The following is a 13,077-nucleotide window of genomic DNA, read 5'->3' as shown; positions in this document are numbered from 1 at the left end:
CCCAAGGAGAAGACAATGGCAAAGCAATCCATCATCGGTCGCATCACGCAGCTCGCCAAGGCGAACATCAATGCACTGATCGATCAGGCCGAGGATCCTCAGTTGATGCTCGACCAGCTCGTACGTGACTACAGCGACAACATCGCCGACGCGGAGAGCGCCATCGCGCAGACCATCGGCAACCTACGACTGCTCGAAGACGACCACCGCGAAGACGTGAAGACGGCAGAAGACTGGGGTCGCAAGGCCCTCGCCGCGAGCCAGAAGGGCGACGAGCTCCGTGTGGCCGGCAACACGCTCGACGCCGACAAGTTCGATGCGCTCGCCAAGGTCGCGCTGACGCGCCAGCTGCAGAGCGAGAACGAGGCAGCCGACGCCGAACCGTCGATCGCCTCACAGACCGAGGTGGTGGAGAAGCTCAAGACCGGCCTCAACGCCATGAAAGAGAAGCTCGGGCAGCTGACGCGCAAGCGCGACGAGCTCGCGGCGCGCGCCAAGACCGTCGAGGCACAGAGCACCGTGCAGGATGCACTCAAGAGCATCGATCTCCTCGACCCCACGAGCGATCTGGGCCGATTCGAAGACAAGATCCGTCGCGAAGAAGCGAAGGTCCGCGGGCAGGAGGAGCTCACTGCTTCGAGTCTCGACGCCCAATTCGAGAGCCTCGACGATCTCGGCGAGCTCACCGAGGTCGACGCCCGCCTCGCGCAGCTGAAAGCAAAGAATCAGCCGGCTCGTCCGATCGACGCACCGGTCGAATAACATCCGGTCTTACGGCCCGAAGACCGTGGAAGACTGAACAGGTGCCAGCTACTTTCGTGATCGTGCCTCAGTGGCAGGGCTCCGGCTCGTCACGGGCGATGCGCCTCGTCGATGGAGCATCGGCCATCCAGGGTGATCTGCCCGCCGCAGCCACCAGAGTGGTTGACGTGCCCGTGGGAGCAGGCGAGTCGCAGGGCACCGGTGTTCTGCGCTACACGGCCCTCCAGTCTGTGCTCGCGAGCCAGCGGCGCGTGCTCGGTGCCACCTCCGGGGCCGTCGTGACGATCGGTGGCGACTGCGCTGTCGAGCTCGGTGCTATCCCACACGCGCTCGAATCCTCCGGCGAATCGACCGCCGTGGTCTGGTTCGATGCCCACGGCGACCTCAACTCGCCCGAGAGTTCACCCTCGCACGCGTTCCACGGAATGGTGCTGCGCACTTTGCTCGGCGATGGTCCGGACGCGCTGCTGCCCGCCGATCCCCTGCCGAGCACACGAGTGGTGCTCGCCGGTACGCGCGCTCTCGACGACGATGAAGCCGCCTACATCGATGCGGCGGGCATTCGAGTCGTGTCGGTCGCACAGCTGCAGCAGCCGGAGTCCGTCGTCGAGGCGATCGCCGAGACAGGAGCGCGTTCCGTGTACATCCACGTCGATCTCGATGTCCTCGACCCCGCCGAGATCGACGGCGTCGGCTACCCCGAACCGTTCGGGCTCAGCGTGCAGCAGCTCGTGCAGGCGATCTCCGCGATCCGTGCGCGTTTCCCGCTCGTCGGCGCCGGCATCACGGAGTTCGCTCCGTCGGCACCCGAAGCGGCATCCGACGACCTTCCCAGCATCCTTCGCATCATCTCGGCCCTCACCCGCCCTGCGGTGAGATCAGAAGAGAGCACGCAATGACCGAATCCGACAGCCGGCCAGATGAGACCCGGATCGTGACCGAGAAGCGCGGGCACGTTCTGCTGATTCAGCTTCACAGGCCCGACAAGCGCAACGCCGCAGATTTCTCGATGCTGCAGCAACTCTCGGCGGCTTACGGCGAGCTCGACTCCGATGCTGAGTTGCGCGTCGGTCTCGTGCACGCGGCCGGTGACCATTTCACCGCCGGACTCGATCTCGCCGATATCGGCCCGCGCATCACAGAATCGGGAATCGACTACGTCGATGCCGACGGCATCAATCCGTGGCAGGTCTCGGGCCGAAGCCTGAGCAAGCCGGTCGTCATGGCTGTGCAGGGAATCTGTCTGACGCTCGGAATCGAATTGATGCTCGCCAGCGATATCGTCGTCGCGGCGGATTCGACGCGATTCGGTCAGCTCGAGGTGAGTCGTGGCATCCTGCCCTTCGGCGGTGCGACCGTGCGCTTTCCTCGTGCCGTCGGCTGGGGAAACGCCATGCGATGGATTCTGACGGGCGACATGTTCGACGCGGCAGAGGCTCTTCGGATCGGCCTGGTGCAGGAGGTCGTTCCCGATGGAACGCAGTTCGACCGCGCACTCGAGCTGGCCGAGCGCGTCGCGGCACAGGCGCCCCTCGCTGTGCAGGCAGCGCTTGCCAACGCCAGACTCGCCGTGCGCTCGGGCGATGCGGCCGCCGAGGCAGAGCTTCAACCCGCCCTCGTCCGCCTCGCCTCGAGCGACGATGCGCGAATCGGGCTCGAAGCGTTCGCCACCCGCACGACAGCTCGGTTCACCGGCCACTGACGAAGGAAAGCACCATGACAACGACCGAATACGACCTCATCGTCATCGGAGCCGGCGCCATCGGCGAGAACGTCGCAGACCGCGCGGTTCAGGGCGGCTTGCGAACAGCCCTGGTAGAGAGCGAACTCGTCGGGGGCGAATGCAGCTACTGGGCGTGTATGCCGTCCAAGGCTCTGCTGAGAAGCGGCGCAGTGCTGCGCGCAGCCCGCTCGGTCGAGGGTGCTGAAGAAGCCGTTACGGGCGATATCGACGTCTCGGCGGTACTGAAGCGGCGCAACTCGTTCACGAAAGACTGGAAAGACGCGGGCCAGGCCGACTGGGTCGTCAGCGCGGGCATCGACCTCATCCGCGGGTACGCCCGCTTCATCGGCCCGAAGCAGATTGAGGTGACGGGCGCCGACGGCACGACGACCAGGTACTCGGCAACACACGCGATCGCTGTGTCGACCGGCTCCGCGGCGCTGCTGCCGGATATTCCAGGACTGGCGGAGTCCCGGCCGTGGACAAGCCGCGAGGCCACGAGCGCGCAGTCGATCCCGCCACGCCTCTCGATCATCGGCGGCGGCGTCGTGGCGGTCGAGATGGCCACGGCCTACGCCACTCTCGGCTCGGCCGTCACGCTCATTGCGCGCAACGGCATCCTCGACACCATGGAGCCGTTCGCCGGGGAGATCGTCGGCGCCTCCCTCTCCGATCTCGGAGTGACTCTCCGCCTGCACACCTCACCAGCCTCGGTAGACCGACTCTCGAACGGCGACGTCGTCGTCCATCTCGACGACGGATCGACCGTGGTGTCAGACGAACTCCTTGTGGCCACAGGGCGTACTCCGCGCACCGACGACCTCGGACTCGAGACCATTGGGCTCACGCCGGGTGAATGGCTCAGGGTCGACGACACTCTGCGCGTCGTCGACGACAATGGTGAACCGTTCGACGGAGGCTGGCTGTACGCCACAGGAGACGTCAACCACCGTGCGCTCCTGACTCATCAGGGCAAGTACCAGGCTCGAGCCGCCGGCGACGTGATCGCCGCTCGCGCCGAAGGTCGCGCGGTGTTCGACGAGCCGTGGGGCGCACACGTCGCCACAGCCGACCACCGCGCCGTTCCGCAGGTCACATTCAGCGACCCCGAGGTCGCTTCGGTCGGATTGACCGCGGCTTCGGCAGAGAAAGCCGGCTACCGAACCCGTGTCGTCGACTACGAGATCGGCAACGTCGCCGGTGCCAGCGTGCACGCCGATGGGTACAAAGGCACTGCACGCATGGTGGTCGATGAGGATCGCCGCGTCATCCTGGGAGTCACTTTCGTCGGCCCCGATGTAGGAGAGATGCTTCACGCGGCCACCATCGCTGTGACCGCTGAGGTTCCCCTCGATCGGCTCTGGCACGCGGTTCCCGCCTACCCGACCATGAACGAGATCTGGCTCCGTCTGCTCGAGACCTACGGACGGCCCGTCGGCGCGTGAAGCCGATCGCCATACCCGACACCATGCTGACCAGGGCCGCGAAGTCGGTGTTGCTCGCTCCCCCACTGGCCCGCGTCGGCTATCTGTACGCCACGTCGGTGGCGCTCGCCTGGGGATTCATGCTCAGCACCGGAAAGGTGAGGCGCGTCGAGGGACTCTTCGTGTGCCAGGGCATGCCGACATGGTCTTTCTCGCGCGGGGGTTCGTGCGTGGGAGGGGTCTACCTGACCGACACGAACACGAAGCCACCCGTGCTCGAGCACGAGGCCGTGCACCGAGTGCAATGGAAGAAATACGGCATGGTCTTTCCCGTGCTCTACTTTCTCGCCGGTCGTAACCCCCTCACCAACCGCTTCGAAATCGAGGCCGGGCTGGAGAAAGGCAACTACCGGTGACCCGAACCAGTCGCACGATGACCGATGCGACGGTGGTCGTCACCGGTGCCAGTTCGGGGATCGGACGGGCCGCAGCCGAAGAGCTCGCGCGACGCGGCGCTCGGGTTGCCGTTCTCGGCCGCGATGCCGACCGAACGCGCGACGTGGCCGCATCCATGACGAATGCCGAGCCGTTCGTGGCCGACTTCGCATCGCTGTCTGACGTGCGCCGCGTGGCGGACGAACTCCTCGAGCGCTTCGACCGCATCGATGTGCTCGCGAACAACGCCGGCGGACTCTTCTCGCGGCGCTCCCAGACGGTCGACGGCTACGAGACGACATTCCAGGTCAACCACCTCGCGCCCTTCCTTCTCACCAGACTTCTACTGCCGCGACTGCGCGAAACAGCGGCGGCGGGGCATTCCGTGACGGTTGTATCGACCGGAAGCGTGGCGAATCGCTGGGGCCGACTCCGACTCGACGACCTCGACTCGCGCACCAGACCGTGGTTCGGCGGATGGCAGGCCTACGGCTCGGCGAAGACCGCGGTGCTGCTCGGCACTCGAGAACTCGCGCGCAGAACTCAGGGCAGCGGCATCACCGCATATGCGTTTCATCCAGGGTTCGTCACGACCTCGTTCGGGGCCGGTTCATGGATGCTCCGGCTCGGCAATGCGCTCGGCAACGGTGGGCTCGCCGTCACCCCCGAGACCGGTGCAGTGCCGCTGATCGAGCTTGCCTCGGCCGCCGAGCCGGCTGCGCCCAGTGGAACCTACTTCGACGGGCTGGTTCCCAATGGCAGAACCAGCAAGGCGGCTCGAGACGACACCCTTGCTGCAGATCTCTGGACCGCGTCCGAAAAACTCCTCGATCTCGACGCCGTGACCGGCTGACCGTGGAGTGCGGAAACGTTTCCATGCAGCCGCTACTATGGCGGAGTTACCCGCTTTACCCGACGTCTTCCCCTTTTCTTCTTCGCCTCAGAAACCCCCGAGGATTCCTGTGACTTCTGCCCCGATCCCGGTGCTCTCCACCATCGATGCACGCGTGCGACTCCTGTCGCTGAACGCCGTGCTCTTCGACCTCGATGGAGTACTCACACCGACCGCCGACGTGCACATGTCGGCATGGGCCCGCCTCTTCTCCCCCTATCTCGCGTCGCGCGGCATCGACGAGCCGTACACCGATGCCGACTACTTCGCCTACATCGATGGCAAGCCCCGTTACGACGGTGTGCGCTCCTTTCTGGCCTCGCGTTCGATCACCCTGCCGGAGGGAACCCCGGAGGACGCGCCCGAACTCGAGACGGTCTGCGGCCTCGGCAACCGCAAGAACTCCGCCTTCACCGAGACCCTCCAGTCAGAGGGCGTCGCTCCGTACCCGGGATCTCTTCGTTTTCTCGATGCCGTCGCTGACGCGGGGCTGCTTGTGGCCGTCGTCTCCAGCTCGCGCAACGCCGAGCCCGTGCTTCGCGCGGCCGGTATCCGTGACCGTTTCGACGTGGTCGTCGACGGGCTCGTCGCCGCCGAGAAGGGTCTCGCCGGCAAGCCGTCCCCCGCAACCTACGCCTACGGCGCTGAGCTGCTCGGACTGACGCCGCAGCAGTGCGTCGTCGTCGAGGATGCCCACTCGGGCGTCCAGGCCGGACGCGATGGTAAATTCGGTCTCGTCCTCGGGGTGAACCGCGGCGCCGGCGCGTCCGAGCTTCTGGGCAGCGGTGCCGACATCGTCGTCGACGACCTCGACGAACTGCTCCCCCTCTCTTCTTCTTCGACACCGACCCCAGGGCAACCCTCATGAACCTGATCTCCCGTGACCCGCTCGACCGCAACCGGTTTCCCCTCGACGAGTGGGCTCTCGTCGAGACGGACTTCAGCTCGAAAGACATGGGCAGAACCGAGACGTTGTTCGCTATCGGCAACGGCTACCTCGGGCTCCGCGGCAATGTCGACGAGGGCCGAGACGGCCATGAGCACGGCACGTACATCAACGGGTTCCATGAGACCTGGCCGATCAGGCACGCCGAGGAGGCGTTCGGCTTCGCCCGGGTCGGGCAGACCATCGTCAACGCTCCCGATGCCAAGATCATCAGGCTCTATGTCGACGATGAGCCGCTGGTTCTGACCGAAGCAGACCTGCCGATGTACGAGCGGAGACTCGACTTCGCCGACGGCATCCTGTGTCGCTCGCTCGAATGGCGCACCCCGTCAGGCAAACGGGTCCTTATCAACTCACGCCGTATGGTCTCGTTCACCGACCGGCACCTTGCATTCATGGACTACGAGGTGACCCTGCTCGACGCCGACGCCTCCGTTGTCATCTCGAGCCAGATCCTCAACAGACAAGACGGCATCGACGAGTATCACGCGCCAACCGCTGCGTCGAAAGACTTCGACCCCCGCAAGGCCGAGGCCTTCACCGATCGGGTGCTCCAGCCGCGCTACAAGCGCGACGAGGACGGCCGCTACGTGCTGGGCTATCGCTGCACGAACTCGGGCATGACGATCGCCTGCGGCGCAGATCACACGATCGAGACCGAGAACGAGTTCGAGGAGTCGTCCCAGATCGGCGACGATCTGGCCAAGCACGTCTATCGAATCCGTGCCCACCAGGGCAAGACGATTCGCATCACGAAGACGGTGAGCTATCACACGTCATCGGGTGTTCCCACCCGCGAACTCGCAGACCGCTGCGATCGCACGCTCGACCGTGCGCGTGACGAGGGTATGGAGTCTTTCGTCGAGCGCCAGCGCGAGTGGCTCTCGGAGTTCTGGGCACGCACCGATGTGGTCCTGCCGGGCCAGCCCGTGCTTCAGCAGGCAACCCGGTGGAACCTGTTCCAGCTCGCGCAGGCATCGATGCGTGCCGACGGTCAGGGAGTCTCGGCCAAGGGCGTCAGCGGATCGGGCTACGGCGGCCACTACTTCTGGGACACCGAGGTCTATGTGCTCCCCTTCCTCACCTACACGTCCCCCATCGCCGCCCGCAACGCCCTGCGCTTCCGGCACGCCATGCTCGACCACGCCCGCATGCGCGCCACCGAGCTCAACCAGCTCGGTGCGCTCTTTCCGTGGCGCACCATCAACGGTCTCGAATCCAGTGCCTACTACGCTGCAGGCACGGCGCAGTACCACATCGATGCTGACATCTCGCATGCGCTGACCCAGTACGTGTCGGCCACCGGTGACGAGGACTTCTTGGCTCGAGAGGCCATCGACATTCTGGTCGAGACCGCACGCATGTGGGCTGATCTGGGGTTCTGGCGGGCGAACGGTGGAGATATCTTCCACATCCACGGCGTGACCGGACCCGACGAGTACACCACCGTCGTCAATGACAACCTCTACACCAACGTCATGGCGCGCTCGAATCTGCGCTCCGCTGCGGCGGCCGTCACACGCATCCGCGAAGAGGACCCGCAGGCGTACGACCGCATGGTCGCTCGGGTGAAGTTCGACGAGGCCGAGATCGACGAATGGTCGCGTGCGGCCGAGGCGATGCACATCCCCTTCGACGAGAATCTGCGCATCCACCCGCAGGACGCCCAGTTCCTCGAGAAGGAACGCTGGGATCTCTCGCACACCCCGCCCGAGAAGCGTCCCCTCCTCCTGCATTTCCACCCTCTGGTGATCTACCGCTTCCAGGTGCTGAAGCAGGCAGACGTGGTTCTCGCGCTGCTGTTGCAAGGAGATCAGTTCACGGCGGCCGAGAAGCGTGCCGACTTCGACTACTACGACCCGATCACCACCGGCGACTCGACCCTGTCGGCCGTAGTGCAGTCGATCATCGCGGCGGAGGTCGGCTACTCGAGCTTGGCCCTGAAGTACTTCACCTCGGGCCTCTTCGTCGACTTGGCTGATCTGCACAACAACACGGCCGACGGCGTGCACGTCGCGTCGACCGGTGGAGTGTGGAGTGCTCTGGTCTACGGGTTCGGAGGCTTCCGTGACCACGGTGGTCGCATCACGATCGACCCCCGCCTGCCCGAAGAATGGCAGGGACTCACCTACCGCATCACGCTGCGCGACACTCGTGTGCGGGTAGACGTTCGACAGGCGGACATCGAATTGACGGTCGAAGACGGCGACAGGGCCACGGTCTTCGTTCGTGGCGAGCGCGTCACTGTGCAGGCGGGCGAGCCCGTTCTCATCGGGCTCGATCACCAGGGCCCTCGACTGCCTGGCGCCCCACGCGCCGCCGACGTCGAAGGCAATCTCCGAGCAGACGGAAGCGTGATCACCTCATCGCTCCCGACCATCTCGCTCGACACCTCCGAAGCGGGAATGCTCGAGCCCATCGACTGAGACGTCGGATGACGGGCGCTAACGTTGAAGGTGTGAGCACCTCCATGAATTCCCTCGAGTACCGCACATTTCACGCAGGCCGCGACGGCGACGCCCCGGATGCGCCGACGGCCGGCTGGCTCGAGGCCGATTTCCTCGGCTTTCATGGGCGCAAGCCGACGCCTGCTCATGCCGCGGCTGTAGCCGGATACCTCGTCGCCGATGCACAGGAGCTCACGGGCGTGTACGACACCGCATCGCCGAAGCACTCGTTGCATCCCGACATTCCTGTGGCCACCTTTGCCTCGTTCGAGAAGCCGCTCACGGTGAGCCCCGGAGTTCAGATCCCGGCCCACCTCATCTCCTCGGTGACCGTTCGCGCGACGCACCGGCGCCGCGGCATCCTGAGGCGCATGATGACCGATGATCTCGGTCGCGCCGCAGCGTCGGGGTTCGCCGTGGCCGCCCTCACCGCGTCAGAGGCCTCGATCTATCGCCGCTTCGGCTTCGGAGCGGCAACGTGGGTCCACGACCTCACCGTCGATACCGACGCACGTTTCGCACTCACGAAGACGCCTGCGGGCTACTGCAGCGTCGTCGACCCGGGCGATATTCCCGCCATCGCCCCCGATGTGTTCGACGCTTTCCACGAGGCGCAGCCTGGCTCAATAGCTCGGCACACCGCGTACCAGGATCGTATCTCCGGCAGGCTGACCGACGAGGGCGAAGAAGACCGGGCTCGTCGTGCCGCGGTGCACTACGGCGAGAGCGGTGAGGTCGACGGCTACGTCACCTACCGCTTCAGTGGATGGGAGTCGAAGCCTCATGCGATCGAGGTCACCGATCTCGTTGCTGCGTCTGCCGACGCCTACCTGGCGCTCTGGCAGTACCTCGCCTCGATCGACCTGACAACCCGTGTGACGTTCTCATCGGGAGCGCCCGACGACGCTCTGCGTTGGGCACTGGTCGACCCGCGCGTAGTGACGGTCACGAACGTTGAGGACCGCATCTGGCTGCGCATCCTCGACCCGATCGCGGCGTTCACCGCTCGAAACTACGCCCAAGACGGCACGATCTCGTTCCGAGTGACAGACCCGCTCGGATTCGCAGACGGCTCGTTCAGACTGTCGACAGAAGAGGGTGCGGGGCGACTCGAGCGTCTCGGCTCGGCTCCGGTCGATATCGAGATGGATGCGTGGGTGCTCGGCGCCCTGTACCTCGGCGGCGCGGATGCCCGTGTTGCTGCGGCAGGCGGTGCCCTACGGGAGATCACACCGGGCGCGGCGGCGACGCTGCAGCGACTTCTCACCCCGGCCGTGCCGGTGTACTCGAACACGGCGTTCTAGGCGGCGGCTGCACCGGACAACCGGAGCTCCGACGGGGCCGATTTACCGCGCGAGGGTCTCGCGACTGGAGCCGAGACGTTCAGCCAGCTCGGAACGGAGATCGTCGATGCGGGCGGCCTCACCGCCGAGCCAGACGCACAACTCGGCTCCGTCTGTCACGACGTCGCCAGTGGTCATCTCGCTGACCCAGGCTCGAATCGCGCGATCGAGGATCTGGCCCGGAGCGCCAGCGCGCACGTCGCGAGCGAGCCAGCTCACCGTGATGCGCTCGGGCGTGACGAGCGGGGTGATGTCGAGCGCCGACTCCACCTCGATGAAGATCTGCCCGCGAGCGTTGTCGGGAAGGGTCTCTATCAGGCCCTGGATGACGGGAATGATCGACGAATCGCCTGCCAGCAGTACGCGCCCGGCGGTCGTGGGCATGGCTCCCGCCTCGGTCATCAGAACTCTCATCGGACTTAGTATAGGCATACCTAACCTGCGAAGAGAATCCTTTATGCCCAGATCGGCGGGTGCCTCTCATCCCACCGCAGCCGACGCTCCATCTGACGTGCGAGCGCGAGGAGTATGCCCTCTCCTCCGGGCCTGCCGACGAGCTGCATGCCGATCGGGAGACCGGTCGAGCTCGTGCCGACCGGCACAGTGACAGCGGGGAGCCCAGCCGCGTTGACGAACGACGAGAACGGCGAATACACCACCTGCTGGGCGAAGTTGCGCTCGGGGTCGACGGTGTCGTACCAGTCGATGGGTCTGGGCAGCAGGGCGAGCGTCGGCGTGAGTACAGCATCGAAACCAGAGAAGTCGCCGATGATGCGACGCTCGAAGCGAGCCAGCTCAGCCAGCGCCTCCGCGAGCTGCACGGCTGTCAGCTCCCGACCGCGATGTCGAAGCCAACGGGTGAGAGGCTCGACGCGACCATCGGCATCCGTATCACCCACCCGAGCCGGCGCACCCGAACCGAGCCGGATCTGGGCCGCACCCGCCTGCCACACGGTGGTGAACGCCGCCCCGTAGCCGGGAACCGGGTCGAGGGCGACCTCCTCTATTCCGTGCCCGAGTTCGGAGAGGAGGGCGATCGTGTCGGCGAGCACCGTTGAGATCTCGGGGTCGATGACGATTTCGTGCGATGTCGACCACGGCGAGTCGACGCAGACCCCGATCTGAAAGCGGCCCTCGCCCCTGATGGCGTAGCCCAGAAAGTCGCCATCGTTCTCACCCGGAGCACGCAATGCGAAGTGGTCGTCGATCACCGAGCCGCGGCGCCCGATCATGCCGTCGAGCAGAAAAGCCGCATCCACGATGCTGCGAGCGATCGGCCCGGCCACGGGAAGGCCTCCGAGCGCGTCGATGCCCGACAGAGCAGGCACACGCCCGCGAGAGGGCTTGATCCCCACGAGACCGCAGGCCGCTGCCGGGATACGAATGGATCCGCCGCCATCCGACCCTGGTGCGAACGGAAGCATTCCGGCCGCGACCGCCGCTGCCGCTCCCCCGCTCGATCCGCCGGGACCGAGATCGAGATCCCACGGGTTACGGGCGGGCGGAGCGATGAGAGTCTCGCTGTGGCTGGTCATGCCGAATTCGGGCGTCGCGGTTTTGCCGAGGCTGACGCCACCCGCTTCGTCGAGCACCCGGGGCAGTTCGTCGCTCGCCTCGGGCACGAAGTCGGCGAACTCGCGCGAGCCGAATGTCGTGCGCACCCCCTTCCGTCGCCACAGGTCCTTGTCGGCGAACGGCATTCCCCACAGACGCGTCGACCGCGGAACGTGCATCTCGACGTGTCGGGCACGCTCGAGGGCGCGCTCGACGGTCACGGTGAAGAACGCGCCGAGCTCGCCGTTGCGCTCTTCTATGCGGTCGAGATAGTGCCGGGTCAGTTCGACGACGCCGAGCTCGCCTCGTTGCAGGAAGCGGTACTGTTCGAGAGCCGAGAACTCGTGCGGGGCAGTCATGAATCGAGCCTAGTTCTAGGCTGGACTCCGTGACGTCGACAAGCACCGGAACCCTCCCAGACGACAACCGCCCTCAACCGCCCGACCGCGGCGACGAACGCGAACTCCTCGAGGGATTCCTCGATCTGCAGCGTGCGACCGTCGTCTACAAGGCCACGGGTCTGGGCGACGATGATGCAGCGCGCCGGCTGCTGCCATCGCTCACCACGGTGGGCGGGCTCATCCGGCACCTCGCAGATGTAGAACGCTCGTGGTTCCGCGAGGTGATGGACGGGGAGTCGGATGTCTCATACCGCTGGTCGGAGGAGGACCCCGATGGCGAGTTCAGAATCACCGACGAAGACACGCTCGCCGACATCATCGCCGACTACGAATCCGCCGTCGCCGAGTCACGTGCGGTGCAGAGAAAGCATTCCCTAGACGAGGAGTGCCGAGGCCGTGATGGCCGGTTCTCACTGCGCTGGATCACGGTGCACCTCATCGAGGAGACGGCTCGCCACATCGGTCACATCGACATTCTGCGGGAGATGCTCGACGGCGCAACCGGCGAATAGACGGATACGGTCCGGAACGACCCGAGAAGCCGCGGCGATCTGTCGTCGGGCTACTTCAGCGACTTCTGGAGCATGACGGTTCCGAGCCAGCGATTGAACTTGAAACCGACCCGTCCCAGGCGCCCTACCTCCTTGAATCCGAATCCCTCGTGCATCTTGAGCGAGGCTTCGGCGCCCTGGTCGGCGATCACGGCGAGCACCTCCTTGATGCCCGCGGCCTTGGCTCGAGTCAGAAGCTCGCCCATCAGCGCCTTGCCGAGGCCTTTGCCGGTGGCAGCCGGACCGAGGTAGATCGAGTTCTCGACGGTGCGACGATACGCCGCCTTCTCTTTCCACGGGGCGACGTAGGCGAAGCCGAGAACGTTGCCGCTCGGTGACACCGCCACGAGAAAAGGGAATCCGAGCTTGGCGACCCAGGCGAACTTCGAGCGCCACGCTTTCAGCGACATCGGATCCTCGTCGAATGTGACGGTGCTGTTCGCCACGTAGTGGTTGTAGATCTCGCGAATGTCGGGGAGATCCCGAGTCGTCGCATCGCGAATCACGTATTCGAACTTCGGCGGCGGCGGCGCCTTCGGACGCAGAGCGGGCGGCAGTCTGCGGCGCGGCTGGTACTCCTCTTCAAGCATTCTGCAAGC

13 protein-coding genes are annotated in these 13,077 nt (G+C 65.5%); 10 read left to right on the top strand and 3 right to left on the bottom strand.

Translation table 11 applies throughout. The annotated features are described in order from the left end of the window. Nucleotides 1-15: 15 nt before the first annotated feature. The 9 genes from B9Y86_RS10210 (at nt 16) to B9Y86_RS10170 (ending at nt 9,933) form a co-directional block, all read left to right on the top strand. Nucleotides 16-762 (top strand): PspA/IM30 family protein, encoded by a 747-nt coding sequence (locus B9Y86_RS10210; RefSeq protein WP_085485668.1) that lies wholly within the window; start codon nt 16-18, stop codon nt 760-762. Between the two features lie 41 nt (nt 763-803). Further along, a complete protein-coding gene (locus tag B9Y86_RS10205; protein ID WP_085485666.1) occupies nt 804-1,661 on the top strand; it encodes an arginase family protein in 858 nt (285 codons plus the stop codon). Beyond that, nucleotides 1,658-2,464, top strand: a complete 807-nt coding sequence (locus B9Y86_RS10200) for a crotonase/enoyl-CoA hydratase family protein (protein WP_085485664.1) — start codon at nt 1,658-1,660, stop codon at nt 2,462-2,464. Before B9Y86_RS10205 ends, B9Y86_RS10200 begins: the two co-directional genes overlap by 4 nt. 14 nt (nt 2,465-2,478) lie before the next feature. Next, nucleotides 2,479-3,930: a dihydrolipoyl dehydrogenase family protein gene (locus tag B9Y86_RS10195; RefSeq protein WP_085485662.1), complete on the top strand. Its 1,452-nt coding sequence runs from the start codon at nt 2,479-2,481 to the stop codon at nt 3,928-3,930. 23 nt (nt 3,931-3,953) lie between these two features. After that, on the top strand, nt 3,954-4,325 hold the full coding sequence (locus B9Y86_RS10190; protein ID WP_085486316.1) for a Fe-S oxidoreductase: 372 nt from the start codon (nt 3,954-3,956) through the stop codon (nt 4,323-4,325). Beyond that, nucleotides 4,322-5,197 carry an SDR family NAD(P)-dependent oxidoreductase gene (locus tag B9Y86_RS10185; RefSeq protein WP_244894714.1) on the top strand — a complete coding sequence of 292 codons (876 nt, stop codon included), beginning with the start codon at nt 4,322-4,324 and terminating at the stop codon, nt 5,195-5,197. Before B9Y86_RS10190 ends, B9Y86_RS10185 begins: the two co-directional genes overlap by 4 nt. Before the next feature lie 109 nt (nt 5,198-5,306). Continuing rightward, complete coding sequence (locus B9Y86_RS10180; RefSeq protein ID WP_425319471.1) at nt 5,307-6,104, top strand: HAD family hydrolase; 798 nt, start codon at nt 5,307-5,309, stop codon at nt 6,102-6,104. Further along, nucleotides 6,101-8,608 carry a glycoside hydrolase family 65 protein gene (locus B9Y86_RS10175; RefSeq protein WP_085485658.1) on the top strand — a complete coding sequence of 836 codons (2,508 nt, stop codon included), beginning with the start codon at nt 6,101-6,103 and terminating at the stop codon, nt 8,606-8,608. The genes B9Y86_RS10180 and B9Y86_RS10175 overlap by 4 nt, the downstream gene beginning before the upstream one ends. A 44-nt stretch (nt 8,609-8,652) precedes the next feature. After that, a complete protein-coding gene (locus B9Y86_RS10170; RefSeq protein ID WP_176223332.1) occupies nt 8,653-9,933 on the top strand; it encodes a GNAT family N-acetyltransferase in 1,281 nt (426 codons plus the stop codon). A 42-nt stretch (nt 9,934-9,975) separates the two neighbouring features. Here B9Y86_RS10170 and B9Y86_RS10165 read toward each other — a convergent pair whose 3' ends face one another. Then, on the bottom strand, nt 9,976-10,386 hold the full coding sequence (locus B9Y86_RS10165; RefSeq protein ID WP_176223331.1) for a siderophore-interacting protein: 411 nt from the start codon (nt 10,384-10,386) through the stop codon (nt 9,976-9,978). 41 nt (nt 10,387-10,427) lie between these two features. Next, nucleotides 10,428-11,885: an amidase gene (locus B9Y86_RS10160; protein ID WP_085485652.1), complete on the bottom strand. Its 1,458-nt coding sequence runs from the start codon at nt 11,883-11,885 to the stop codon at nt 10,428-10,430. Nucleotides 11,886-11,914: 29 nt separating this feature from the next. Between B9Y86_RS10160 and B9Y86_RS10155 the strand changes: the two genes are divergently transcribed. Then, nucleotides 11,915-12,439, top strand: coding sequence for a DinB family protein (locus B9Y86_RS10155; protein WP_085485650.1), 525 nt, complete (start codon nt 11,915-11,917; stop codon nt 12,437-12,439). A gap of 50 nt (nt 12,440-12,489) precedes the next feature. Here the strand turns inward: B9Y86_RS10155 and B9Y86_RS10150 are convergent, their stop codons facing one another. Next, a complete protein-coding gene (locus B9Y86_RS10150) occupies nt 12,490-13,068 on the bottom strand; it encodes a GNAT family N-acetyltransferase (RefSeq protein WP_085485648.1) in 579 nt (192 codons plus the stop codon). Between the last annotated feature and the right edge of the window lie 9 nt (nt 13,069-13,077).

Origin of the sequence: Agreia pratensis (assembly GCF_900177685.1) — a bacterium.
GTDB classification, from domain to species: domain Bacteria; phylum Actinomycetota; class Actinomycetes; order Actinomycetales; family Microbacteriaceae; genus Agreia; species Agreia pratensis.
The sequence above is the reverse complement of the archived record's forward strand: the minus strand, read 5'-3'. Positions and strand labels throughout refer to the sequence as shown.

Excerpts from the sequence above, each read along its gene's own strand:
- B9Y86_RS10200 (WP_085485664.1), top strand. The coding sequence starts at position 1,658 with ATGACCGAATCCGACAGCCGGCCAGATGAGACCCGGATCGTGACCGAG.
- B9Y86_RS10160 (WP_085485652.1), bottom strand. The coding sequence starts at position 11,885 with ATGACTGCCCCGCACGAGTTCTCGGCTCTCGAACAGTACCGCTTCCTG.
- B9Y86_RS10190 (WP_085486316.1), top strand. The coding sequence starts at position 3,954 with ATGCTGACCAGGGCCGCGAAGTCGGTGTTGCTCGCTCCCCCACTGGCC.
- B9Y86_RS10210 (WP_085485668.1), top strand. The coding sequence starts at position 16 with ATGGCAAAGCAATCCATCATCGGTCGCATCACGCAGCTCGCCAAGGCG.
- B9Y86_RS10175 (WP_085485658.1), top strand. The coding sequence starts at position 6,101 with ATGAACCTGATCTCCCGTGACCCGCTCGACCGCAACCGGTTTCCCCTC.
- B9Y86_RS10165 (WP_176223331.1), bottom strand. The coding sequence starts at position 10,386 with ATGAGAGTTCTGATGACCGAGGCGGGAGCCATGCCCACGACCGCCGGG.
- B9Y86_RS10150 (WP_085485648.1), bottom strand. The coding sequence starts at position 13,068 with ATGCTTGAAGAGGAGTACCAGCCGCGCCGCAGACTGCCGCCCGCTCTG.
- B9Y86_RS10170 (WP_176223332.1), top strand. The coding sequence starts at position 8,653 with ATGAATTCCCTCGAGTACCGCACATTTCACGCAGGCCGCGACGGCGAC.
- B9Y86_RS10195 (WP_085485662.1), top strand. The coding sequence starts at position 2,479 with ATGACAACGACCGAATACGACCTCATCGTCATCGGAGCCGGCGCCATC.